26 protein-coding genes and 1 riboswitch are annotated in these 23,525 nt (G+C 50.3%); all 26 genes read right to left on the bottom strand.

Annotated features, from left to right (window positions below; genetic code table 11):
• Positions 1-121: 121 nt before the first annotated feature.
• A complete protein-coding gene (locus ACESLK_RS23585) occupies positions 122-538 on the bottom strand; it encodes a F0F1 ATP synthase subunit epsilon (protein ID WP_373232162.1) in 417 nt (138 codons plus the stop codon).
• A gap of 27 nt (positions 539-565) precedes the next feature.
• Entirely contained in the window at positions 566-1,984 is a 1,419-nt protein-coding gene (atpD, locus tag ACESLK_RS23580; RefSeq protein ID WP_373232161.1) for a F0F1 ATP synthase subunit beta, read from the bottom strand.
• A gap of 21 nt (positions 1,985-2,005) precedes the next feature.
• On the bottom strand, positions 2,006-2,866 hold the full coding sequence (atpG, locus tag ACESLK_RS23575; protein ID WP_373232160.1) for an ATP synthase F1 subunit gamma: 861 nt from the start codon (positions 2,864-2,866) through the stop codon (positions 2,006-2,008).
• A gap of 95 nt (positions 2,867-2,961) precedes the next feature.
• Positions 2,962-4,479: a F0F1 ATP synthase subunit alpha gene (gene atpA, locus ACESLK_RS23570; protein ID WP_373232159.1), complete on the bottom strand. Its 1,518-nt coding sequence runs from the start codon at positions 4,477-4,479 to the stop codon at positions 2,962-2,964.
• Positions 4,480-4,523: 44 nt separating this feature from the next.
• Positions 4,524-5,072, bottom strand: coding sequence for a F0F1 ATP synthase subunit delta (locus ACESLK_RS23565; RefSeq protein ID WP_373232158.1), 549 nt, complete (start codon positions 5,070-5,072; stop codon positions 4,524-4,526).
• Entirely contained in the window at positions 5,069-5,554 is a 486-nt protein-coding gene (atpF, locus tag ACESLK_RS23560; RefSeq protein WP_373232183.1) for a F0F1 ATP synthase subunit B, read from the bottom strand. Before atpF ends, ACESLK_RS23565 begins: the two co-directional genes overlap by 4 nt.
• A 100-nt stretch (positions 5,555-5,654) precedes the next feature.
• Positions 5,655-5,879: a F0F1 ATP synthase subunit C gene (gene atpE / locus ACESLK_RS23555; RefSeq protein ID WP_373232157.1), complete on the bottom strand. Its 225-nt coding sequence runs from the start codon at positions 5,877-5,879 to the stop codon at positions 5,655-5,657.
• Positions 5,880-5,923: 44 nt separating this feature from the next.
• Entirely contained in the window at positions 5,924-6,709 is a 786-nt protein-coding gene (atpB, locus tag ACESLK_RS23550; protein ID WP_373232156.1) for a F0F1 ATP synthase subunit A, read from the bottom strand.
• The gene (locus tag ACESLK_RS23545) at positions 6,687-7,100 is read right to left on the bottom strand and encodes an ATP synthase subunit I (protein ID WP_373232155.1); all 414 of its coding nucleotides are present in this window, start codon (positions 7,098-7,100) and stop codon (positions 6,687-6,689) included. Before ACESLK_RS23545 ends, atpB begins: the two co-directional genes overlap by 23 nt.
• Entirely contained in the window at positions 7,097-7,339 is a 243-nt protein-coding gene (locus ACESLK_RS23540) for an AtpZ/AtpI family protein (RefSeq protein ID WP_373232154.1), read from the bottom strand. The genes ACESLK_RS23545 and ACESLK_RS23540 overlap by 4 nt, the downstream gene beginning before the upstream one ends.
• Positions 7,340-7,578: 239 nt before the next feature.
• The gene (wecB, locus tag ACESLK_RS23535) at positions 7,579-8,700 is read right to left on the bottom strand and encodes a non-hydrolyzing UDP-N-acetylglucosamine 2-epimerase (protein WP_373232182.1); all 1,122 of its coding nucleotides are present in this window, start codon (positions 8,698-8,700) and stop codon (positions 7,579-7,581) included.
• A gap of 36 nt (positions 8,701-8,736) precedes the next feature.
• Positions 8,737-9,366: a uracil phosphoribosyltransferase gene (gene upp, locus ACESLK_RS23530; RefSeq protein ID WP_373232153.1), complete on the bottom strand. Its 630-nt coding sequence runs from the start codon at positions 9,364-9,366 to the stop codon at positions 8,737-8,739.
• A 394-nt stretch (positions 9,367-9,760) separates the two neighbouring features.
• Positions 9,761-11,008 carry a serine hydroxymethyltransferase gene (locus tag ACESLK_RS23525; protein WP_373232181.1) on the bottom strand — a complete coding sequence of 416 codons (1,248 nt, stop codon included), beginning with the start codon at positions 11,006-11,008 and terminating at the stop codon, positions 9,761-9,763.
• Positions 11,009-11,053: 45 nt separating this feature from the next.
• Positions 11,054-11,659 carry a TIGR01440 family protein gene (locus tag ACESLK_RS23520; protein ID WP_373232152.1) on the bottom strand — a complete coding sequence of 202 codons (606 nt, stop codon included), beginning with the start codon at positions 11,657-11,659 and terminating at the stop codon, positions 11,054-11,056.
• Between the two features lie 12 nt (positions 11,660-11,671).
• Entirely contained in the window at positions 11,672-12,124 is a 453-nt protein-coding gene (gene rpiB / locus ACESLK_RS23515; protein ID WP_373232151.1) for a ribose 5-phosphate isomerase B, read from the bottom strand.
• Positions 12,125-12,376: 252 nt separating this feature from the next.
• A riboswitch (ZMP/ZTP riboswitch) is annotated at positions 12,377-12,459 on the bottom strand.
• Positions 12,460-12,503: 44 nt separating this feature from the next.
• A complete protein-coding gene (locus tag ACESLK_RS23510) occupies positions 12,504-13,094 on the bottom strand; it encodes a low molecular weight protein arginine phosphatase (protein WP_373232150.1) in 591 nt (196 codons plus the stop codon).
• A 27-nt stretch (positions 13,095-13,121) separates the two neighbouring features.
• Positions 13,122-13,682, bottom strand: coding sequence for a manganese efflux pump MntP (locus ACESLK_RS23505; RefSeq protein ID WP_373232149.1), 561 nt, complete (start codon positions 13,680-13,682; stop codon positions 13,122-13,124).
• A 118-nt stretch (positions 13,683-13,800) separates the two neighbouring features.
• On the bottom strand, positions 13,801-14,874 hold the full coding sequence (locus tag ACESLK_RS23500; protein WP_373232148.1) for an L-threonylcarbamoyladenylate synthase: 1,074 nt from the start codon (positions 14,872-14,874) through the stop codon (positions 13,801-13,803).
• A 75-nt stretch (positions 14,875-14,949) separates the two neighbouring features.
• Positions 14,950-15,672 carry a stage II sporulation protein R gene (locus tag ACESLK_RS23495; protein ID WP_373232147.1) on the bottom strand — a complete coding sequence of 241 codons (723 nt, stop codon included), beginning with the start codon at positions 15,670-15,672 and terminating at the stop codon, positions 14,950-14,952.
• A 218-nt stretch (positions 15,673-15,890) separates the two neighbouring features.
• A complete protein-coding gene (gene prmC / locus ACESLK_RS23490; protein WP_373232146.1) occupies positions 15,891-16,835 on the bottom strand; it encodes a peptide chain release factor N(5)-glutamine methyltransferase in 945 nt (314 codons plus the stop codon).
• The gene (gene prfA / locus ACESLK_RS23485) at positions 16,819-17,892 is read right to left on the bottom strand and encodes a peptide chain release factor 1 (protein WP_373232145.1); all 1,074 of its coding nucleotides are present in this window, start codon (positions 17,890-17,892) and stop codon (positions 16,819-16,821) included. Before prfA ends, prmC begins: the two co-directional genes overlap by 17 nt.
• Before the next feature lie 95 nt (positions 17,893-17,987).
• The gene (locus ACESLK_RS23480; RefSeq protein ID WP_373232144.1) at positions 17,988-18,968 is read right to left on the bottom strand and encodes an ABC transporter ATP-binding protein; all 981 of its coding nucleotides are present in this window, start codon (positions 18,966-18,968) and stop codon (positions 17,988-17,990) included.
• Between the two features lie 11 nt (positions 18,969-18,979).
• Positions 18,980-19,792 (bottom strand): ABC transporter permease, encoded by an 813-nt coding sequence (locus ACESLK_RS23475; RefSeq protein ID WP_373232143.1) that lies wholly within the window; start codon positions 19,790-19,792, stop codon positions 18,980-18,982.
• 8 nt (positions 19,793-19,800) lie between these two features.
• A complete protein-coding gene (locus ACESLK_RS23470) occupies positions 19,801-20,601 on the bottom strand; it encodes an ABC transporter permease (RefSeq protein ID WP_373232142.1) in 801 nt (266 codons plus the stop codon).
• A 141-nt stretch (positions 20,602-20,742) separates the two neighbouring features.
• On the bottom strand, positions 20,743-21,864 hold the full coding sequence (locus tag ACESLK_RS23465; RefSeq protein ID WP_373232141.1) for a stalk domain-containing protein: 1,122 nt from the start codon (positions 21,862-21,864) through the stop codon (positions 20,743-20,745).
• Positions 21,865-22,046: 182 nt separating this feature from the next.
• Positions 22,047-23,147, bottom strand: a complete 1,101-nt coding sequence (gene ychF, locus ACESLK_RS23460; protein ID WP_373232140.1) for a redox-regulated ATPase YchF — start codon at positions 23,145-23,147, stop codon at positions 22,047-22,049.
• Positions 23,148-23,525: the final 378 nt, after the last annotated feature.

Below are 23,525 nucleotides of genomic sequence, written 5' to 3'. Positions count from 1 at the left end.
TCAAATATATGATTTCCGGGTGCTCTCGTCAATCCCTAGATTCTAGAAACTTGTACTTTCTGATAGTGAAAAAAAGTGGCAGTACAGGAATAGCTCCTGCACCACCACTTTGTCGGACTTATTAATCTTCCCTGCCATTACCGCCGCCAGTAGCTTCCAAACGGCTGATTGCACGTGCTAGAGCGAGCTCTGCACGACGGGCATTGAGGTCATTCTGCTTCTGCTCAAGACGGCGCTCCGCACGTTCCTTCGCTAAGCGGGCACGGGACACGTCGATGTCCGAGCCAAGCTCAGCGGCTTCCGCGAGGATTACAACCTTATCTTTACGCACTTCCATAAATCCACCGTGAACGGCAAGGTATTCTTCCTTATCGCCGATCTTGGCTTTAACCGGAGCGACCTTCAAAGGCGTTACTAACGGGATGTGATTAGGAAGTATCCCCAGCTCACCCGCTACACCCTTGACGACTACCATGTTTACATCTTTCTCGTAAACCTTGCGCTCCGGAGTAACGATTTCCAATCGCATGGTACTCATTTCGATTCCTCCAAACCGCCGGCAGTATTAAACTGCAGCAGCGAGTTTCTTCGCTTTCTCGACAGCTTCTTCGATCGAGCCGACATTATGGAAAGCTGGTTCCGGAAGATCGTCATGTTTCCCTTCAAGAATCTCCTTGAAGCTCCGTACGGTTTCTTTAACCGGTACGTAAACACCCGGGATACCATTGAACGCCTCTGCCACGTGAAGCGGCTGCGAGAGGAACAATTGTATGCGACGAGCGCGGGTAACGATCTGTTTATCATCCTCAGATAACTCATCCATACCTAGGATGGCGATGATATCCAAAAGTTCTTTGTAACGTTGTAAAAGCTTCTTAACGCCTTGTGCTACGTTATAATGCTCTTCTCCCAATGTCTCGGGAGTCAAAATACGCGAAGAGGATGCAAGCGGATCAACCGCTGGGAATATCCCCATTGCCGCAATATTACGATCTAAGTTCGTTGTCGCATCCAAATGCGCGAACGCAGTGGCTGGAGCTGGATCCGTGTAGTCATCCGCAGGTACGTAGATCGCCTGAATGGATGTTACAGAACCTTTCTTCGTGGACGTAATACGCTCTTGAAGCTGACCCATCTCCGTTGCCAGTGTAGGCTGGTAACCAACCGCGGACGGCATACGGCCTAGCAAAGCCGAAACCTCGGACCCTGCTTGCGTGAAACGGAAGATGTTATCGACGAACAGAAGAACGTCGCGGCCCTCTTCATCACGGAAGTATTCAGCCATTGTCAAACCTGTAAGAGCTATACGAAGACGTGCGCCCGGAGGCTCGTTCATCTGTCCGAATACCATCGCGGTTTTTGCGATAACGCCGGAATCGCTCATTTCGTGGTAAAGATCGTTACCCTCACGAGTACGCTCACCTACACCCGCGAATACGGAAATCCCGCCGTGCTCTTGCGCGATATTATGAATAAGCTCTTGCATCAATACGGTTTTACCAACGCCGGCGCCACCGAACAAGCCGATTTTACCGCCCTTGGAATAAGGAGCCATAAGGTCAACAACTTTAATTCCTGTTTCCAGGATCTCCTGTTGAGTCATTAGCTCATCAAACGGCGGTGCAGCGCGGTGAATCGGATGAACGATACTGCGATCCGCAGGACCTGCTCCATCAATCGGTTCACCGATTACGTTAAATACGCGGCCAAGCGTTGCAGGACCTACCGGTACGGAAATCGGTCCACCTTGGTCAACTGCTTCCAAGCCTCTTACAAGTCCGTCTGTGGAAGACATCGCAACCGCACGAACCTTGTTGTCGCCAAGATGCTGGGCAACCTCAACCGTAAGGTTAATGTCTTTCTCGCCAGCGTTCTCCGCTTTGCGTTCAATCTTAATCGCATTCAGAATATCAGGCAGATGGCCGTGATCGAATTCGATATCGACAACCGGTCCCAATATCTGAACTATGCGCCCCTTGCTCATTGATTTACCTCCTCACAAAATTTATTGCTGAGCGTTCGCTCCGCCGACGATTTCCGCGATTTCTTGAGTAATTGCCGCTTGCCGCGCACGGTTGTATGTGAGCGTCAGAGCGCTGATCATCTTCGTCGCATTCTTCGTTGCGTTGCCCATTGCCGTCATCCGGGCTCCGAACTCGCTGGCTTTGCCTTCGAGTACTGCGCTGAATACAAGTGTTTCCGCGTATTTCGGCAGAAGAACGTTCAGTACTTCCTCCGAAGACGGCTCGTATTCGTAGTCCGCTTTGTCACCGCTCGTTTCAAGCTGCTCCAGTGGAAGCAGTTGTTTGAGCGTAGGAATCTGCGTCATCGCATTTTGGAACTCGTTGTAAGCGAGATAAAGCTCGTCGAAAGTTCCGGTTTCGAATCCCTGAACAGCCTTTGCCGCAATTTCCTTTATATCCGAGAACTTCGGAGAATCGGACAGTCCGGTAATTACATCGGCTAGCTCAATATTCCGACGCTTGAAGAAATCACGGCCTTTACGACCAATTACGAATACGGCATACTCATCGGAAGTTTTATGGTTTTCTTGGATCGTAAGCAATACCTTACGAAGAATATTGGCGTTGTAACCGCCGGCTAGTCCACGGTCAGATGTGATAACCAGGTAAGCCGTTCTCCTGATCGGACGGCTCTGCAGCATGGGATGCTTGCTGCTTCCTGCTCCGGAAGCGATGCTTGATACGACTTCCTTCATCTTGTCCGTGTAAGGACGAGCGGCGACTGCAGCCTCTTGAGATCTTCTGAGCTTAGCGGCTGCAACCATTTCCATAGCTTTCGTGATTTGCTTCATATTCTGTTTACTTTTAATCGAGCGCTTAATTTCGCGCATACCTTTAGCCAATCGTTGTCACCACCTTATTGCCGGGCTCGCCAGAAGGAAACCCGGCTCAAGCTTTATGAAACGGTTATTGCTTCTATTACTGAATACTTGCTTGCTTATGCTTTCGATGCGGCAAAGCCTTTTTTGAAGGATTGAATCGCTTCTACCAACGCTTTGTCGTTATCAGCTGTGATGTCCTTCGTATCGCGAATTGAAGCTAAGATTTCCGGACGGTTTGCGTCCACATAACCCAAGAACTCCGCTTCGAAGCGACGAATATCTTGAACAGGGATATCATCCGCATGTCCTTTAGTTACTAGGTACAAGGAAACCACTTGACGTTCAACAGCCAGCGGCTGGTTAACGCCTTGCTTCAAGATTTCCAAAGTACGTTCACCGCGGTTCAAACGGGATTGTGTTACTTTATCGAGATCGGAGCCGAATTGCGCGAACGCAGCGAGCTCCCGGTATTGCGCAAGATCCAGCTTCAGTGTTCCTGCTACCTTCTTCATCGCTTTGATTTGCGCAGAGCTGCCTACACGGGATACGGAAATACCGACGTTAACCGCTGGGCGTTGACCAGCGTAGAATAGATCGGCTTCAAGGAAGATCTGACCATCCGTAATCGAGATTACGTTGGTTGGGATATAAGCAGAGACATCGCCCGCTTGCGTCTCAATGAATGGCAGAGCGGTCAAGGACCCGCCGCCTAGCTCATCGTTCAGCTTCGCAGCGCGCTCAAGCAGACGGGAGTGGAGATAGAACACGTCGCCCGGATACGCTTCGCGGCCCGGAGGACGACGGAGCAGCAAGCTAAGCTCGCGGTAAGCTGCGGCTTGCTTGGACAAGTCATCATAGATGACGAGAACGTGCTTGCCATTGTACATGAACTCTTCACCCATCGAGCAGCCTGTATAAGGCGCTAGGTACAAGAGCGGAGCTGGTTCAGATGCACTTGCAGTAACTACGATTGTATAATCTAGCGCGCCATGCTTACGAAGCGTTTCAACAACGCCGCGTACAGTTGACTGCTTTTGACCGATGGCTACGTAGATACAGATAACTCCGTTGCCCTTTTGGTTAACAATCGTATCGATTGCGATCGTTGTTTTACCCGTTTGACGGTCGCCGATGATAAGCTCCCGTTGGCCGCGGCCGATTGGAATCATAGCGTCGATAGCTTTGATACCCGTTTGCATCGGCTCATGAACCGATTTACGAGCCATAACACCCGGAGCCGGAGATTCAACTGGGCGGAATTTAGTCGTATTGATCGGGCCGTTACCGTCTACCGGTTGACCAAGTGCGTTAACAACGCGGCCAAGCAGCTGTTCTCCAACCGGAACTTCCATAATACGCCCGGTTCTTTTTACTTGATCTCCTTCACGAATACCTGTGAAAGGTCCCATGATAACGACACCGACGTTGTCTTCCTCCAGGTTAAGGGCCATGCCCACTACACCGTTAGAGAATTCGAGCAGTTCGCCGGCCATACATTTCTCCAAGCCGTGTACGCGAGCAATCCCATCACCGACCTGGATGACTGTGCCTACGTCAACGACTTGAATATCGGATTGATAATTTTGAATCTGCTGCTTAATCAGCGTGCTGATTTCTTCGGGCCTAATACTCAATTCGTTCACCCCTGTCTCCATTACTTAACAAATAGGATATTTGTTTAATTGACTGCTGTTAGCAGTGATTTTTCCAAACGATCTAGCTTAGTGCGAAGACTTCCGTCGTACAGCGTATCGCCGATACGGACAGTGACTCCGCCAAGCAAATCTTTATTTACAGTGTTCGTTACTCGAATGGTTTTACCCAGCAGAGTTCCAAACTTTTCTGCAAGCTTCTGCTGCTCACTATCCGACAGCGCCTTCGCAGAGGTAACATCTGCATCCGCACGGCCAAGCGATTCGCCCGCCACGTTCAGATACGCTTCCAATACTGCAGCTAGGCTGCCTTCCCGACCACGCTCGAGCAGTAAGCTGATTGTGTTCAGTACAATGGGCGAAGCTTTGCCGCTAAATGCGTTATTTAGCGTTTGAATCTTAGTTTCAAGCGTAATATTGGGTGCAGTGAGGAATGCGCGAATTTGAGCATCGCTCTCCACTACAGTAACAACCAGCTTAAGCTGATCCTCAGTCTGGGCAACGAGCCCTTGCTCCAGCGCTAGCTGGAACAGTGCTTTGGCATACCGCTTAGCGACTACAGTACCGCGACTCATGATTTATTCCCTACTTTATCAAGATATTGATTAACCAACCCGGCTTGCGATTGCTCATCAACTTGCTTCTCGATAATTTTGGAAGCGATCAGAACGGACAAACCGCTTACCTCAGCTTTCAATGCTGCAACTGCATTGTTCTTCTCGGTTTCAATATCCTTCAGAGCTTCTGCTTTCAAGCGATCCGCTTCTGCTTTTGCAGCCTCAACAACTGCGTCAGCTTGCTTGACTCCCGTTTTCTTAGCTTGCTCGATAACGTCATGTGCTTCCTTACGGGCTTGTTGCAACGCCTGTTTCTGCTCTTCCAGCAAAAGCTCGGCTTGTTTTCGGTTACTCTCCGCGGATGACATCTGCTCTTGAACCTGCTCACGCCGCTTTTCCATAATGCCGAATAACGGTTTGAATGCGTAACGTTGAAGCAGAAGGAACAAAATTACGAATGCGATCAATTGGACAACAAAGTTGCTCCACACTATATTCAACACGGATCTTCACTCCTTTCACACAGCTGTTCTCAGTTCATGCCTTGCAAAACGAAGGCGTGGAGGCAATGGCGCTCCCCGCCTAGTTCGCAATATTGTTCTATTCGGCTTGACCCATCAAGATAAACGCAAGAACCAACGAGATGATCGGCAATGCCTCAACGAGACCAACACCAATGAACGCTGTAGTTTGCAGGGATCCGCGAAGCTCAGGCTGACGGGAGATACCTTCGATTGTTTTGCTGAAGATCATACCATTACCGATACTTGCACCGAACGCACCAAGACCAAATACAATTGCTGCTGCTAATAGACCAAATTCCATTTGTAAATCCTCCTCGAAAATGTAGGTTTGTTTTTAATAGTCGATCAATGTTCTTCGTGAATACTTGCTTGTCCGATGTACACCATGGTGAGCATCGTAAATACAAATGCCTGAATTGCGCCAACAAAAATACTAAAGCCTTGCCATGCTATCAATGCAGGAATACCAATCCATCCCATTCCCACAATGATTCCAATCATAACTTCTCCGGCATAGATGTTACCGAATAAACGAAGACCGAGCGTAAGTGGTTTCGCAGCCGTCTCAATCAGATTGATTGGCAGGAAGAAAGGCCACGGCTCGAAGTAGTGCTTCAGGTAATGCTTACGGTTATGACGGAACCCTTGAACGTGCGACAACCCGATTACCGCCAATGCAAGCGCCATTGTCATCGCAGCATCAGCTGTAGGTGATTTCCACCAAACCCATGCTAGATGCTCATGTTCACCTTTGACCACAAGCTCCTGTCCAAAGACGACCGGAATGTGATGGTCATGCGCTTCTGTAATGATCCCGAACGGCAGACCCAGCATGTTGCTGACAAAAATATACATGATGAGCGTCAAACCGAGGCCGAGATAGACTCTTCCTTTTTTGAAATCGGTAGCCATGCCTATGATGCTCGACACGAACTCGACGACCCACTCCATGAAATTCTGCAGCTTGCCCGGATTTTCAACGGAAAGATTCCGAACAGCCAGTCTTGCGAGGATGAAGACGACCACACTGGATATAACAACCATCATGATGGCCGCGAGATCGAATTCGATACCAAAGACTGTAATAATAGGTACTAAATGATCCATACTATTGCTTTTCACCCCTTTCATCGGAGGGATGTCCACCGCGTTTGCGGCGAATGGACAATAAACCCAGTACGAGTGTTGCCATCGGAGCCGTAATTAATCCCGCCACAGTAGCTGCTGGATCGAATTCCAATGTTCTTACGGAAATGACAGCTGCAAGTAGTCCGATAGCTGCTCGGGACAAAAACCCAAAGCCCCCTCTGCTGCGTCGTCCACCTGCCGTCGCATCTGCGACGCGTACTGATTTCCAAGCGAGGTGCCAAGTAAACAGGAGACTGCCGACCGTCCCAATCAGAAAGCCGCCAAAGACCGCTTCCCACTCTGGACGAACCGCCCATCCCAAACAACCCAAGAACAAAAAAAAGAACGTTATGCGACTGATTTTGCGCATTAAAACCGGCAAATCTTCCATCATGTCCGCTTGCCTCCCGTAAATTTACGGATAAGCCCGGCGGCGGAACCAATTCCAGCGATCAGCCCAACGATTAAACCGGTCAAATAACCGTAACCAGTCCCGTTTCTATCATCGTAAACCGTACCGAGCCACCAGCCGACGCCAATTAAGATGGCTAGCTCTGCACCGATAGCCGTTACGAGTCCGGCCGCCCGCCAAGGATTGTCGTCTTGCGGGGTCCGCTGTGGGGAATCCGCCATGATTCGTCGCTCCTTCGCTGCTTCAGGTCAGAAAGTCTCACGTAAGCCCTTTCTTCCCACAATCCACGTTTAATTGTATCTTTGCCTGAACCTGTTTGTCAATTAAACAAAAATCAAATATTGTGTGAACGACTTTGTAGAAAACCACGTAATATCAATGCTTCCCGGGTGTTCAAACCATACAGCAGCACTGTATAGTGTACGTTCCTGATTAGTTATTCGACAAGTAATTTCACATTTTATTGCTTGAATGGCTCTGGTCTATGGGATTTCCCGAAATGATGCAAAATCGCCTCAACGATTCGCTTGGAGGCTTGTCCATCACCGTATGGATTTGCAGCTTGACTCATTTTCTCATAGAGAGCTTTGTCCGTCAGCAAGGCATGCGCACGATTGAAGACATTGTCCTCTTCCATACCTACCAGTTCAAGCGTACCTGCTTCGATTCCCTCCGGACGTTCTGTAGTTTCCCTAAGAACAAGAACAGGAACACCATAGGAAGGTGCTTCCTCCTGCAGACCGCCGGAATCCGTAAGAATGAGGTGGGTATGCGGATAAAAGTTGTGCAGCTCCACTACGTCAAGCGGATCGATAAGCTTAATACGGGGATGATTGCCCAGAATCTCTTGTGCCGGCTCGCGTACAGCCGGACTTGGATGCACCGGATAGACAATGGCGATATCCTCGAATTCATCGGCAATCCGTTTAACTGCCCGGAAGATCTGACGGTGCGGCTCGCCTTGTGCCTCGCGGCGATGGGCGGTCATAAGGATCAGTCTTTTACCCGCAGCCCAGTCGAGGACAGGGTGAGTGAAATCCGGCTTCACCGTATATTGGAATACATCTGTTACGGTGTTGCCAGTGACATAGATCTGCTCTTCGCTTTTATTCTCTTTGCGAAGATTATTCGCCGACCAATCAGTCGGGGCAAAATGCAAATCGGCTAGAACACCGGTCAGCTGACGGTTCATCTCCTCCGGATAAGGAGAGAGTTTATTCCATGTCCGTAAGCCTGCTTCAACATGCCCGACCTTAATCTGCTGCATGAACGCCGAATAACTTGCCAGGAAAGTTGTCAGCGTATCTCCATGAACGAGTACCAAGTCAGGCTTAGCCTCTTTCAATACAGGCTCTAATCCTTGAAGGACGCGAATAGAAATCTCGTTCAGCGTCTGGCGATCCTTCATGACGTCCAGATCATAGTCCGGGTTAATTCCAAACACCTCAAGAACCTGATCGAGCATCTGACGATGCTGCGCGGTAACGCAAACGATGGATTCAATTTCATTCGGATGCCGCTCAAGCTCCAAAATGAGCGGCGCCATCTTAATCGCTTCTGGTCTTACTCCAAATATGGTCATCACTTTAATTTTATTGCTCACGTCGGTTCTTCTCCCTTATTTCGTCCCGTAAAGACGGTCTCCGGCATCGCCGAGACCCGGTACAATATAGCCTAGCTCGTTCAGCTTCTCGTCCAGCGCAGCCAAGTAGATATCAATATCCGGATGCCGCTCCTGTACTGCCTTTACTCCTTCCGGAGCTGCGATAAGACACACCAGCTTCGTTGGGCGGCAGCCTTTATTCTTCAGCATATCGAGTGCGGCATTCGCTGAACCGCCGGTTGCCAGCATCGGATCAATGACGATCAGTTCCCGCTCCGCAACGTCAGAAGGCAGGCTGCAGTAATACTCTACAGGCTGCAACGTTTCATGATCGCGATAGAGACCGATATGGCCAACCTTAGCCGACGGAATGATCTTGAGAACGCCGTCTACCATGCCAAGACCTGCTCTTAGAATGGGGATGAGCCCCATCATTCTGCCGGCGATGACCTTTCCTTCGGCCGTTTCGACAGGAGTGTCCACTTTAACAGTCGCAAGCGGAACATCTCTCGTTATTTCGTAAGCCATCAGCATAGCTACTTCATCAACTAATTCACGGAATTGCTTCGTATTGGTCATTTTGTCGCGGATAAATGTGATCTTGTGTTGAATCAACGGATGATCACATATGACGAGTCTTCCCATTATGTTCTTCCCTTTCCCCTGCAATCCGACGAGAGCACGCACTGCTCCGCGAGGCGTGTCGGACGCCATTCTATGTAGCTTGCCCGTACATTATATCATTGTCTCCGAGCAGACGCATTACATCCACTTAACACTTGTGAATTTCGTCGAATTATCAACTTATGCAAGATCCGTGTGAACGGTACCCCTCTTAACTCTTTATGACGGTATCCCCCTCGCTCAGGTGGCTGCGGAATCCCCTTGGCCTAGGAGGCTGCGGACCCCCCCCAGCTTCTGAGCCAAAGGGATATCGTCAAAAAGGGCAAAAGAGCGACTCCCCACCCAGCACGCGGTGAAACGACAAAATCCCAAAGCAGAGCAGACGCTCCGCTTCAGGATTTTCTTTTGCCTGATATCAGTATTGCAGATTCGGGTAAAGAGGGTATCTTGCTGACAATTCGGCGACAAGACCGCGGGCTTTCTCAAGCGTCGCTTGATCTTCAGGATTTTTCAAGGTCAGCGCGATGACCTTCGCGATCGTCTTCATGTCTTCCGTGCCCATTCCGCGGGTTGTAATCGCAGGAGTTCCGATTCGGATACCGCTGGTAACAAAAGGACTGGTCGGGTCAAACGGAATGGCGTTCTTATTCACTGTGATTGCAACTGAATCCAGAACGTGCTCTGCCACTTTGCCCGTGATGTTCAGGCTGCGCGTGTCGATCAGCATCAGATGGTTGTCCGTGCCGCCGGAGACTATGTTCAAGCCTTCCGATACTAGAGCTTCAGCCAATGCCTTAGCATTAATGACTACATTACGAGCATATTCCTTGAACGAAGGCTGCAAAGCTTCGCCGAGCGCTACCGCTTTAGCTGCAATAATGTGCATGAGCGGTCCGCCTTGAGTTCCAGGGAACACAGCCTTGTCGATAGCTGCCGCCCACGGCTTACGGCAAAGAATCATGCCCCCGCGCGGACCGCGCAGCGTCTTATGCGTCGTCGTAGTAACAAAATGCGCATGCGGTACCGGGCTCGGATGCTCTCCTCCGGCTACAAGGCCGGCAATGTGAGCCATATCGACCATAAGCAGAGCGCCGACATCATTTGCGATTTGGCCCATCTTAGCGAAATCGATCGTCCGCGGATAAGCGGATGCTCCGGCTACGATAAGGCGAGGGCGATGCTTAAACGCCGCTTTGCGAACTTCATCATAGTCGATCGTAAACGTCTGCTCATCAACGCCGTAAGCAACGAAATTATAGAGTAAGCCGGATGCGTTCGCCGGATTACCATGGGTGAGATGTCCGCCGTGGGCAAGATTCATCCCAAGGACGGTATCGCCAGGCTTCAACACAGCCAAATATACGGCCAAGTTAGCTTGCGCGCCGGAATGCGGTTGAACATTCGCGTGCTCAGCACCGAACAATTCCTTTGCACGGTTACGGGCGATTTCTTCCGGAATATCTACATACTCGCAACCGCCGTAGTAGCGTTTCCCAGGATAGCCCTCTGCATATTTATTCGTAAGTACGGTACCCATCGTTTCCAAAACCGCTTCGCTTACGATATTCTCCGAAGCGATAAGCTCGATGTTGTCACGCTGACGTTTCAATTCCAAATTCAGGGCTTCCACGATTTCCGGGTCTTGCTTGCGTAGATTTTCCAACATAGTAATCAGCCTCCCAAGTATATGTTTGTTATAGATCTTTCCTTAATCACAGGTATCAGTTAAAGCCGCATCCGTCCCCGTGCTTCCCTTTGGTTCAGCTATTGTATATACCGCGCGCGCCCCTCCGATTAATCTCGGACGGGTCATGGCCATATTCACACGAGCTTCCCCGATGTAGCGAATGGACGGGCGCAAAGGAACAGCTACCGGACGAAGATGCATACCGATCATAGTCTCACCGATATCGATACCGGCATGGACCTGAACGGCTTCTACGAGACAAGGCTCCTTTATTTGACGATAGGCGAAGGAAGCCATAGAGCCTCCGGCCGTCGGGACCGGGATGGCTGACACCTCATTCCAGCCTTGCACTGCTGCGACCGCCCGCTCGGTTACAAGCGCTCGGTTGAGATGCTCGCAGCATTGCCAGACAATCTGAAACCCGCTGCGTGTTCTTACTCGGTTAGCTCCTTCGTAAATTTGCTCAGCCACTGTCTCTGCACCCGAGGTGCCGATCCGATGGCCTTGCACTTCGCTGGTGCTCACTCCAAGTACGATAATCTGGCCAGGTCGCAATCCGCTAGTTCTCACCAATTCCTCCACAAGCTGTTCCACTTGATCGGCTATCGACTGTGAATCCCGCGTCATGACAAGACCTCCTTATCGGGACTGTTGAACTTCAACCGCCATCATCTTATTGATACGATTCTGATGACGCTCGCCTTGGGAAAATGGAGTTTCCAGCCAAATCCGCACGATTTCCTGCGCCAATCCAGGACCGATAACACGCTCTCCCATTGCAAGTACATTCGTATCATTATGCTCTCTTGTTGCCTTAGCCGAGAACATGTCGTGCACAAGCGCGCAGCGAATGCCAGTCGTTTTGTTCGCAGCAATGGACATCCCAATTCCTGTACCGCATATTAGAATTCCCCGCTCAGCTTTCCCGCTGGCGACTTCCGCGCATACAGGAACAGCATAGTCGGGATAATCGACAGAATCCCCGCAGCTGCAGCCCAGATCGACTAACTCATGCCCAAGAGATAATAGAAAAGGTACAATTTCATCCTTCAGCCGGTAACCGGCGTGATCAGCACCTATCGCGATTTTCATGTAAAAAAACCTCCCCGAAGTAAGTTGACGACCAAACGCAAAACATGCATTGCTACCTCGGTCGCACTGATGACGACCAACCACGATGCAGGCATCGCTGCCTTGGTCGCATCCAGACAAAGGTATTATACCTGAATTCCCTTATTGCAAACAGTTTGACCAATTCGCGGTGAATTTCTAGTGAGATCATCCCCCCGTTAACGCAATAAAGTCTTAAAAAGACAAAAAAGAGCAAACGTGCTTCCGCACGTTGCTCTTTGCCCAGGCGACCGGCCGTCATTCCAATGCTCCACCGTGGTTTCATCCACTTCGCGTCGCCAGTTACATCGGAATCTTGAAGTTATAGCTCTATAATAACGAAGGAGGGCTCAAAAATCAATCACTGTTCTGTCGATTTGCCGTCCAATTTGTCCACCAAGGTTAGCAGGATATCCTCCAATTCGTCTGCGCAGCGTTCATACATGGATAATGATCCGCCAAAAGGGTCCGCGATATCAAAGTCGGGTATCCGGCGTTGAAGCTCGAACAGCCTCGCATGCTCCTCAGCAGTCAAGTTCTGACCCAGCGCCTGCCTAACCTGCCACTCGGAGTATAGTCTTTCGGCTTCCGCAACGTCATCCATGACGGGATCTCCGCGAAGGGCGTACTCTTTCATCGTAAAGGTTTTGGCTACCGCTTCGGGATAACGCTGTAATATTGCACGTTTATGACCCGCTGTCATCGTCAAAATCAAATGAGCCCAAGCGACCTCATCACCGGATAGAGCCGTTGAGGTGCCGGGCAATTCCAGGCTTCTTTTTCTAAGTGTTGCAGCTGCGTGGGGAGAAATCGGCTGTCCATTTACCGCAGACACTCCTGCGGAACGGACCTCCAGCGGCTTGCCGCCGCGAGCGGCCAAGTCCTTCAGCATCACTTCAGCCATTGGACTGCGACAAGTGTTCCCCGTACATACGATTAAAACCCGATTCATTTTCTCCCCCCTGCTCTCTTGATGTGATCATACTAGAAATAATAGACCAAATGCGAACAAAATAACACCGCCAAGCGCCTCACCATATCCTCCCAGCGATCGACTAGCCCGTCTTCCGAGCATTAAGCCAAGCACGCTCATTAACCCGCCGAAAAATCCGAACATCAGAACAGTCAGAAGTACGTGCGCGGAGAACAACCCTAAGGATATCCCAACGGAGAAGGAATCGATGCTGACGCTAAAAGAAAATACGAGCATGCCCCATACCGTGCGGTGATCAATAGAATCAACTGCCTCCCCCCGAAGGGAGCTATATACCATATGCCCGCCAAGCAGCAGCAGTAACGCACCCGCAGCTGAAGTTGCAATTCCGCCCAGTAATCCACTTACATATTGCCCCGTTATCATCCCGCCAAGCGGCATCAATACATGAAAAAAAGCAATAATGGTACTTAGCTTTATTACATCGCGAAGCCGAACACCCTTTAAGCCGATGCCGATTCCCAGAGAGAAAGCGTCCATGCCCAAAGCGACCGCCATGACCAGTATAGTTAGCATTTGCCCGGTTGCCACGGACACATCGAACATTGCTTGTCCCCTCCAATGCACTCAACCTTTGTCCTCTTCCAAACATATGCGGACAAGAAGGTGAACATGCACCTCGGATGGGGACTTACACTTAGAGTAATCGGCGATCGGCGTTTAATTAGACGGTGATTTCATGACCGCCCGCAGCTTTGCGCAGTCTATTCATTAACGCGGCTCCAATCCCCTGTTCGGGATAACCTTCGGCGATAATGAAATCCAGTCCGCGCTCGTCACATTCACGCAAAATCCCGTATAGAGAATGCGCTGCGAGCTCCGGATGGTTACGGGAGCCGCAATCAAAAACAAAATCAGCCTCGTAGTATACAGTGTGTTCTGTACAAGAAAGCACACCTACCATACTTCCCCGTCGCTTAGCTTCAACTATTTTCTCCTGAACAACCGCAATCTGCTCGTCGGAATGTCCAGTTACAAGTACCATCTCACCTTTGGGTGCGTAATGCGCATATTTGATACCGGGTGATCGAGGAGCCTGTGTAAGCCCAGACGTCTTTGGGGCTTCTTCGCTTCCCGCAGCTGGTGTGATTATGACTGCTTCCGCACCTGCTACTTCCAACAATTGCTCGCGAGTGATTCCACCGGGCCTAAGAATGTGTATTTGATTCCCAAGCACGCGAACCACCGTCGACTCTAATCCGACACCCGTTGCCCCGCCATCAAGCACGCCGTGAATGAGCCCCTCTAAATCCTCCATTACATGGCGGGCTTGGGTTGGGCTAGGTCGTCCAGAACGATTGGCGCTAGGTGCCGCAAGGGGGCACCCCGATTGCTCGATGAGCCGTCTAGCCACATCATGCGCAGGAACTCTTACCGCTATCGTATCTAAGCCAGCTGTCACGAGAGCGGACACCGCACCCGCTTTAACCGGGAGTACTAGAGTTAACGGTCCGGGCCAGAATGCCGCCATTAGTATTTCCTCTATTTCACTTACTCGCTCTGCCAGCCCATACACCGCTTCTTGTTTCGCTATATGTACGATAAGCGGATTGTCCGAAGGACGTCCCTTGGCCGCAAAAATCCGTTCCACTGCCTTCGTATTCCCCGCATCTCCGCCGAGCCCGTAAACCGTCTCCGTCGGAAATGCAATAATGCCGCCTTCGGCAAGCACCGCGGCGGCTTCCAGCACTCCAGCCTGCAGCTGCTCTGCCGGCCAATAGTTGGTTTTCCCTATCATGTCGTCTTCCATCCTTGCTGGCTGCCCTTAGTTTGGATAGCCATCCATCTGTTTTCCGTTATTATAGCACAGGCTTTAGGAGAATAAGGAAGACAAGAAGGTAATGAACTTCTTCAGCATCTCCCACAGGAAAAACTTGGCGTCAGGCTCATTGTCCGACGAGGTTACATCACTCGCTTTAACTGCTCCATCCGCTTGCGTCTTTACCATTGCAGGCTTCTCTTTCAGAGTCGCCAGCTCTTGCTTCTCCTCTTCATCCGGCGCGGTTGCAGCGGTCAAGCACAGAGGCGGGAATAGCACGCACCACCAGTTCACTCCAATCCCTTGACCCAGCGTAATACGAAGCGCTTCATAATTCCCTGCAGAGTAACTCGTACCGTCGAACATTTTTTCCGGAAAAGGAACCTTCGCAAGCTCCACGACTCCGCCGTAGGCTGCTCCATATTCACGAAGCTTGGCATCTACATGCTTCTGAAGCTCTGGCAGATTGGCTTTAATTAATTGGCGAGCTTCATCATGCGTCGAGGGCATCCTGCCCCAAGTCGCGATCAAAGCCGCCACATCGTCTCTTACTGCATATTTAAGCGTTTGATCGGCATCGTTATCGGAATTGGCAATGATACGGATACGTATGGCATCTTCTGGGATAAGAGCTCCCGTGTTTGCGGAGACGGGAACAGGAGCGAATTGACCTATAATGGCTGATAAACCTATTAAAATAATAAAACTTGTTATACCAATTGTGAAAAAGAGAAAGGAATGGGAATGAGATTTCGAATGATGGCTGGTGTTTCGCATAGTTATCGCTCCTTGAGCACCCGTCGGTGCATCACTATGCGTTCCGGAACGTCTTAGCCATCATTATGTCCGATTCCTTAATCTATAAACCTATCAATTATAATTTGGAATAAGCTTCTTCAGACAAAATGAGCTCAAACACCTGCAGTTTTTACAGGTGTTGAGCTCATTTTGCTGTTTCGATTCGATTGAATTAACCTGTACTAAATACACCCATCTCACCTAACCGCCATAACATGTCGATCGATTCCTGCGTAATCCTTGATGAAACGGATCTCATCCCATTGCGTTGTTTCACGGAGAAGGTTGGCGACGGCTTCCGCTTGTCCAGCTCCGACCTCCCAAGCGACGAGACGCGGAAGCTGCGGCAACCGCAGCAGCTGCTTTGCCATGATCCGATACGGGCCCAGTCCATCCTCGCCGCCATCGAGCGCTAGATGAGGCTCGTGTTCGCGAACCTCGCGCTGTAAGCCCGGGATATCAGAGGAAGGAATGTAAGGCGGATTCGACACAAGAATATCTATACGCGTTTGCTCGGCGTACGGGCCGCCTGCCAAGAACGGCATCAGCAGGTCCCCCTGCACGAAGATTATACGCTCTCCTACGCCATTGCGCTCCGCATTCCGCTGCGCCATTTGCAGGGCGGCAGGCGATAAATCAGATGCGGTGACACGCCAGGAAGAACGTTCGGCTGCGAGCGTTATCGCCAGAATGCCGCTCCCCGTGCCAACGTCCACTATCGTTAGCGGCGAGGTTGCGGCGTTCGGCCAGATTTGCCCCGCAAGCTGCAGCACCGCTTCCGCCAGCAGCTCCGTCTCCGGACGGGGGATGAGCACTGACGCTGCTACCCCGAATACCCGTCCATAGAAATGCTGCTCACCGATGATATACTGTACCGGCTCGCCCTTCATTTTACGCTCCAGCATCTCATTCCACGCCGCTCTCTTCCCCTCGGGGAAAGGCTCTCGCAAATCACGCAGCAGCTCTGTTTTCCCAATCCCGAGCAAATAAAGAAGAAGAAGCTCCGCATCCGCGTCCGCTTCTCCTGCTCCGGCTTGCCGTAAATATTGTGCACCTTCACGCCAAACGCTGCCAAGCGTCTGAGGCTTAGGCTCATAGGTTCCGTTCACGCCAAGCGCCTCCTGCTTATCCCATTTGCTCACGTTCAAGAATTTCAGCCTGCTCCGCAAGCGATAAGGCTTTGACGATATCTTCCATATCGCCGTTAAGCACATACTCTAAGCGATGAAGGGTCAACCCAATCCGATGATCGGTTACCCGGCTTTGCGGGAAATTATAAGTCCGAATACGTTCACTGCGGTCGCCTGTACCGATTTTCTCCCGACGCTCTCCGGAATACTTCGCTTCTTCCTCTTGGCGTTTAACATCCGCAATACGAGTGCGAAGCACTTGCAGCGCCTTATCTTTATTATCATTCTGCGATTTACCGTCCTGACACGTAGCCATGATTCCAGTAGGAACGTGCAATACACGCACAGCAGATTTAGTCGTGTTGACGGACTGCCCGCCTGCACCGCTGGAACAGAAGGTATCGACTCGAATATCTTTGTCATGAATGACGATATCGACTTCTTCAGCCTCTGGCATAACCACAACAGTCGAGGTCGAAGTGTGAATACGGCCGCCCGATTCCGTCTCCGGTACGCGTTGAACGCGGTGGGCTCCGCTCTCATATTTCATCTTGCGGAAAGCGTCCGGACCGCTGATCGTGAAGATAACTTCTTTGAACCCGCCAAGGTCGCTCACGCTTGACTCCAGCATCTCCGTACGCCAGCCTTGGCTGTCCGCATACTTCGCATACATCCGGTAAAGCTCCGCCGCGAACAGATTGGCTTCCTCGCCGCCTGCCGCCCCCCGAATCTCAACAATAACGTTCTTGCCATCATTCGGGTCCTTCGGCAGCAAGAGCAGCCGCACCTCATCCTCTAATTCAGCCCGGCGAGTATCAAGCTCCTCAATCTCCAGCTTAACCATCTCGCGCATTTCATCGTCCAGCTTCTCATTCTGCAGAGCCTTGGCATCCTGCAACTGAGTCAATACAACCTTGTATTCTTCATAAGCGCGATAAGCTCCCTCTAGCCCGGATTGCTCCTTGGCATAGGTACGCAATCGCGTAGAGTCATTCACTACGTCAGGATCGCTTAGCAATTCATTAAGCTTCTCATATCGATCCGCCAAAACCTGTAGACGGTCTAACACTTTTCCTCATCCTCCGTTGCCCCTAAGGGCTTGCTTTCACAAGACATGCTGACCATTATTATACCATATTCGACTCACTCGTGCGGTTCCATTAATTAGCTGGTCGTGCGGTACACTTCTCGGATCGCATCCTCGATATCCGGCTCTTGGACGCTCAGATCTCGAATTGGCAGCTTCCCTGACAGATCCGCAATCAAATCGGCAGCCGTGATGACAGACTTGTCGAATTGATACCACACCTTCAAGCCTTCCTTGCCAATGATCCTGGCACTCTCATGCTCCGGGAGAATCACCTGCTCGGCCAGCTCAATAACGAGCAGGCGATGCGGTGCAAGCTTGTTTACAATAGCCTCCAGCGGTCCGTCTTCCACAAGCTTGCCACGATTGACAACAAGCAGACGAGAGCAGAGTTGCTCGACATCATCGAGGTCATGCGTTGTCAGGACCACCGTCATCTTCCGCTCCCGGTTCATCGTCAGAATGAACTGCCGTATCGCATGCTTAGCGTCCGCATCCAGCCCAATCGTAGGCTCATCGAGGAACAGCAGGGTCGGGTCATGGATCATGGACGCAGCCAGATCTCCTCGCATCCGCTGTCCGAGCGACAGTTGGCGAACAGGCGTATCGATAAAATCCTGGATGCGAAGCACCTCATTCAATATATCCATCGTATCCTTAAACGGCTTGTCCTCGATGCGATAAATTCTTTTCAATAGCTCAAAGGTTTCTCCTAATCGCAAATCCCAATACAGCTGCGTGCGCTGCCCGAAGACGACGCCGAGCTGGCGGACGACGGCTTTACGATCCTTCTGCGGAGAAAAGCCGCACACGCGGATCTCGCCCTCCGTTGGATGCAGTATGCCTGTCAGCATCTTGATTGTCGTGCTTTTCCCCGCTCCGTTAGGTCCGATATAGCCTACAATATCCCCTTGCTCAATGTCGAAGGAAAGCCCATCCACTCCGCGTACAATGGCTTTATCCGGAAGGAACAGGCTTTTGACGGCTCCGCTTAGACCTGTCTTCTTCCGAACAACTACGAATTCCTTAACCAAATCCTTAACTTCAATCATTGCCATGGAAGATCACCTCACGAGCCAGCGCTTTCATATTTTTGTAAGCCTGATCGAAATACTGCGTATGCAACAGCGAAAAAAATCATTCCCACAACAGGAGTCCAAATGGCCATTCCAAGCGGAAGCTCAAGAGAGGTCGATTTCCCCAAAAATTGCTCCGCCGGATAAAAGCTGATAAATCCGATCGGAAGCAGGAAAGTCATGATAGATTGAATCAATTGAGGATACAACGTAATGGGATACATAGTCGTCCTCTCAAGTGTATTAACCGTCATTCCAATCAGATTGCGGCTTCGTTTCGTCCAGAAAGCTACGGCTCCCACGATGGTGTAGAGGCTAGCGCGAATTAAGGTGCCTCCGATGACGATGAGAACAAGCTTGACCATATTCACCGTATTCCAGCTGAAATCAACCAGATGAGACGCATACAGAAAAATAATAACGCCCGGCAGCAAATCGATGAGTCCGATAAAATTAAAATAACCGGTAACGAATTGGAAAAAGACGTTCATCGGCCTCAGCAGCAGCCGGTCGAATTCCCCGCGGAGGACAGCATTCTCGGTATGCCAGGTTGTGATAAAAAAAACGACGACGAGTCCATGGCTGAGCAGTCCCAATCCATAGAGAAAGGCCAAATCCTCGAAGCCCCAGCCGCTTAAGGGCTGAAAGCGATCCACGATGATTTTCAACATCCAGATGCCTGAGAAATATTGGATCGGGATCATGAGAAGCCAGCTAATCAGGAATAAAGGGTATTCCAGCTGCCGTTGAATGGCGAGCTTGGCGTAATAGCCGAACACGGTTAAATAATGACGAACTTCACTCATTGCCCCTCTCATCCCCCTTGAACCATCACTTTGCTGCGGGCGTGTTTCCATATCCAGGCTAGCAGCAGCGACAAGATGACTACCCAGATCGCCTGAATACCGACCGCTCGAAAAGCATCACCCTTCGTCATCACACCGATATAAATCTCAATTGGAGTCTGGTAGGTATATTGAAAGGGAAGCCACCTAGACACTCTCTGCACGCTCTCCGGAAAAAACCACAAAGGCACTAAGCTCCCCGACAGCACACGTATGATCGCATCCTTAACGATTCCCAGGTTGCCGAGCTCCGCCACCCAAAATGCAACAAGCCCAATCATTGCGCTGAGCAGCCATAAAATCAGAAAGCTGAAAAGACAACTAAATATAAAGCCAGCCAATGCGCCAACACTATCAGGAAATGGGAAACCGAATAGCAGGAAGGCTGCGATAAGAAGCGGAACCGCTTTGTTTACAAGCGCGCTCACCATACTCCCCAGATCATCTGAGAAATAAATGCCGAGCAAGGGCAGCGGACGCATGAAATCAAGCGCAATATTTCCTTCCCGCACCTGTTGGTAGAGCGTATTCTGCACGCCCGTTTGAAACACTGCCGCCAGCAGCACGGAAATAACCGTATAGGTAATCATACTCTCTAGTCCGACGACGGAAGCTCCTGAGCCAATCACTCCGTTACCGTAAGCCGCTTTCCATATATAGACGGAAGCTGCGAGCATAATCATATCGCCAATCATGCCGATCCAAACTTCAAAACGATAGGCTAAGGCAGTCAATATTCGCATTTTTACAAAATAAGCATACGCTCTCATTGTTTCGTATCCCCCAACATGCCTCTCAAAAGGTACAAATTGGTATAAAATATAACATAGTTATAGGGATGATGGCACAAAAAAAACCAAATCCAGTTGCGCGATAGCAACTAAATTTGGTTTTTTCCTCATTTCAGGCTATTACTTCCGTGCGAATAAACCTATAAGCTCTTTGGAGTCAGGATCAAATGCCAAGGTAAGAGGTCCTAGAAGCGCATCGTCATCGGTGCTAAAAGTAACCGTGATCAGCTTTCCATTCGCGGTTTGAATATCCGCTAGCATCTTCTTCTGAGCATCCGTAGTCGCCATTAGCGTGACATTCTTCGAATCGATAACCTCAACCTTAGCTTCGTCTTTTTTCGTGATCAGGTGAGTTTTGTTATCCTCAGTAAGCTTGCTCCAAGCCAGCTCGCGAAATTCTTGAGCGCTTGCCGGGGCTAATTGCTCGATTTCATCAAGAACCACCAGATAATGCAGCGGACTTTGAGGAGGAATACTCTTCGTCATCAGCGGTCCATAATAAGCACGCACTTTGGTCCCCATCTTCAGATCAGCCCATTCAACCGGTTGTCCTTGGGCGCTCAATACGCTTGTTTCCTTGCCCGCGTTCAGCGTTAATGCAGGTGCAGTAACACCATTCTTGACCTCTCCGAACTGTACTTGCCAGCCGTCATCGGTCTTGGTTACGGACTGAATGGCGTCTTCTTTCACTAAGCTCTGGCTGCCCACGATGATTTTGGCGGCATGGGATTGCCCCGGGAAGCTCATCGCGATCATCGGGCCGAACTCAGCCTCAATACGCATACCCGCTTTAAGATCCTTAGCCGCTACGACTGCGCCGCTAGAATCCGTCAGTTCAGTTTCCTTGTCCGCATAAAGGATAATCCAGGAGTATGGCCCTTTGCCAAGCACCTCGAGCCGGTATCTGCCTTCATCCTCTGTTGGTTCCACACTTACAATTACACCCATAGTGCGCAAGTATTCCACTTCCACCGGCAGCACTTCCTTCTGGTTAAGCTCGATAGTTTTGGAGCTCCAATTCAGGTTGTACCCGAGCGCGGATGCTGTATCCCGAGCGGGCAGATAAGCCTTGCCTTGGATGTAAACCGGGTGCATCGACGTTGCTGTGCCATTCACTGAAACGGCGATGTTCTTATGAAGAACCCCGGTTACTTTGCTTACCATGCCTGAAGCTCCGACTCCTGCAGCTGCACCAAGCAAGCCTACCGCTGTCATAAGAACGATGATTCTTTTGTTATTCATTACAATTTCTCCTTCCGCCTTTGCGCTGTCTCCATTATTGTTTCACTTGTTTTCAATTTCTCAGACGCACACAGGCAGATAAAGGTTACATTAGAAAATTATCAGATAAAACAGGCCTTTCCATACAAAAAAAGCGGATAGACAAGGGTTACCCCTTTGCCCATCCGCTTATCAGATTAAAATTACACGTTAAATAAGAAATGCATAACATCGCCATCCGCAACGACGTACTCTTTACCTTCTAAGCGTGTCCGCCCTTTTTCCTTGGCTGCTTTCATCGAGCCCGTGCTAATTAACGCCTCATAAGAAACGACCTCAGCACGGATAAAGCCCCTCTCGAAGTCTGTATGAATAACTGCAGCAGCTTGCGGAGCCTTCGTTCCTTTACGAATTGTCCAAGCCCGAACCTCTTGAACACCCGCTGTGAAATAAGTGTATAAGCCTAGCAGCTTATAGGAAGCGCGAATCAGACGATCCAAGCCGGATTCTGTCAGCCCAAGCTCTTCGAAGAATAGCTCCTTGTCCTCGCCTTCAAGCTCAGCGATTTCCGATTCCACCTTCGCGCTAATGAAAACCGCTTCGGAGCCTTCTAGGGCCGCGAACTCGCGAACCTTCTGAACATAGGGGTTGTCGTCCGCGTTTGCCGCTTCGCTCTCGCTCACATTACACGCGTAAAGCACTGGCTTCATTGTAAGCAAGTGGAGATCACGAATGAGCAGCTTCTCCTCATCGGAGAGCTCAACGCTTCTAGCCGGCTTTTCTTCAAGCAATGCTGCATGAACGCGCTCCAAAGCCTCGAGCTCTTGAGCAACCTTCTTATCGCCGCCTTTTAGGCCTTTACGAGAACGATCTATGCGCTTCTCGATGGAATCGATATCCGTAAGGACAAGCTCTAAGTTAATAACCTCGATGTCGTTAATCGGGTCGATCTTACCGGAAACATGGGTAATGTTCTCGTCCTGGAAGCAGCGTACAACGTGTACGATTGCATCCACTTCACGAATGTTAGCTAGAAACTTATTGCCTAGACCTTCTCCGCGACTTGCGCCCTTCACAAGGCCCGCAATGTCTACGAATTCGAATGCAGTGGGCACGATCCGGTTAGGATTAACGATCTCAGCCAGCTTCTGCAGACGCTCGTCCGGCACCTCAACGACTCCAACGTTAGGATCGATAGTGCAGAACGGATAGTTCGCCATTTCGGCACCTGCTTGAGTTATTGCATTAAACAAGGTCGACTTGCCCACATTGGGAAGTCCGACAATTCCGCACGATAATGCCATTATTCTAACACTCCTGACTCCTCGCGACCGCCATCCGTTAGCATTCGCTTAGGACCGATCGTCAAGCTGTTCAATTCTCACGCAATTATAACGGATGAACGGTGCAACGTCCACAGCAAGTGAGTGAATTAAGGTAGTTTTACCCCTTTACGACGATATCCCATTAACTCAGGACGGTCCACTCGCGCCCCTTTACGACGATATCCCATTAACTCAGGACGGTTCACTCACGCCCCTTTACGACGATATCCCATTAGCTCAGCATTCCTGTAGAGCGTTAAATTTCCACTTTGTAAATAATGAAGCACCCCTATAGGATAGAGGTAGGCCCCACGAAGGCACTACATTCTATCCTAGGAGATGCTCTACTATGAAGTT

Source organism: Cohnella sp. (assembly GCF_041640265.1).
In the GTDB taxonomy this organism is placed as follows: Bacteria; Bacillota; Bacilli; order Paenibacillales; family Paenibacillaceae; genus Cohnella.
Note: the sequence above shows the minus strand (reverse complement) of the source record. Positions and strands in the feature narration are given on the sequence as shown.

Excerpts from the sequence above, each read along its gene's own strand:
- ACESLK_RS23470 (WP_373232142.1), bottom strand. The coding sequence starts at position 20,601 with ATGAGAGCGTATGCTTATTTTGTAAAAATGCGAATATTGACTGCCTTA.
- ACESLK_RS23500 (WP_373232148.1), bottom strand. The coding sequence starts at position 14,874 with ATGATAGGGAAAACCAACTATTGGCCGGCAGAGCAGCTGCAGGCTGGA.
- atpD (WP_373232161.1), bottom strand. The coding sequence starts at position 1,984 with ATGAGCAAGGGGCGCATAGTTCAGATATTGGGACCGGTTGTCGATATC.
- atpB (WP_373232156.1), bottom strand. The coding sequence starts at position 6,709 with ATGAAAGGGGTGAAAAGCAATAGTATGGATCATTTAGTACCTATTATT.
- ACESLK_RS23545 (WP_373232155.1), bottom strand. The coding sequence starts at position 7,100 with ATGATGGAAGATTTGCCGGTTTTAATGCGCAAAATCAGTCGCATAACG.
- ACESLK_RS23585 (WP_373232162.1), bottom strand. The coding sequence starts at position 538 with ATGAGTACCATGCGATTGGAAATCGTTACTCCGGAGCGCAAGGTTTAC.
- ACESLK_RS23465 (WP_373232141.1), bottom strand. The coding sequence starts at position 21,864 with ATGAATAACAAAAGAATCATCGTTCTTATGACAGCGGTAGGCTTGCTT.
- atpE (WP_373232157.1), bottom strand. The coding sequence starts at position 5,879 with ATGGAATTTGGTCTATTAGCAGCAGCAATTGTATTTGGTCTTGGTGCG.
- ychF (WP_373232140.1), bottom strand. The coding sequence starts at position 23,147 with ATGGCATTATCGTGCGGAATTGTCGGACTTCCCAATGTGGGCAAGTCG.
- ACESLK_RS23520 (WP_373232152.1), bottom strand. The coding sequence starts at position 11,659 with ATGACGCGGGATTCACAGTCGATAGCCGATCAAGTGGAACAGCTTGTG.
- ACESLK_RS23540 (WP_373232154.1), bottom strand. The coding sequence starts at position 7,339 with ATGGCGGATTCCCCACAGCGGACCCCGCAAGACGACAATCCTTGGCGG.
- wecB (WP_373232182.1), bottom strand. The coding sequence starts at position 8,700 with ATGACCATATTTGGAGTAAGACCAGAAGCGATTAAGATGGCGCCGCTC.
- upp (WP_373232153.1), bottom strand. The coding sequence starts at position 9,366 with ATGGGAAGACTCGTCATATGTGATCATCCGTTGATTCAACACAAGATC.
- ACESLK_RS23475 (WP_373232143.1), bottom strand. The coding sequence starts at position 19,792 with ATGAGTGAAGTTCGTCATTATTTAACCGTGTTCGGCTATTACGCCAAG.
- ACESLK_RS23480 (WP_373232144.1), bottom strand. The coding sequence starts at position 18,968 with ATGGCAATGATTGAAGTTAAGGATTTGGTTAAGGAATTCGTAGTTGTT.
- ACESLK_RS23505 (WP_373232149.1), bottom strand. The coding sequence starts at position 13,682 with ATGTTCGATGTGTCCGTGGCAACCGGGCAAATGCTAACTATACTGGTC.
- ACESLK_RS23495 (WP_373232147.1), bottom strand. The coding sequence starts at position 15,672 with ATGCGAAACACCAGCCATCATTCGAAATCTCATTCCCATTCCTTTCTC.
- ACESLK_RS23565 (WP_373232158.1), bottom strand. The coding sequence starts at position 5,072 with ATGAGTCGCGGTACTGTAGTCGCTAAGCGGTATGCCAAAGCACTGTTC.
- ACESLK_RS23510 (WP_373232150.1), bottom strand. The coding sequence starts at position 13,094 with ATGAATCGGGTTTTAATCGTATGTACGGGGAACACTTGTCGCAGTCCA.
- rpiB (WP_373232151.1), bottom strand. The coding sequence starts at position 12,124 with ATGAAAATCGCGATAGGTGCTGATCACGCCGGTTACCGGCTGAAGGAT.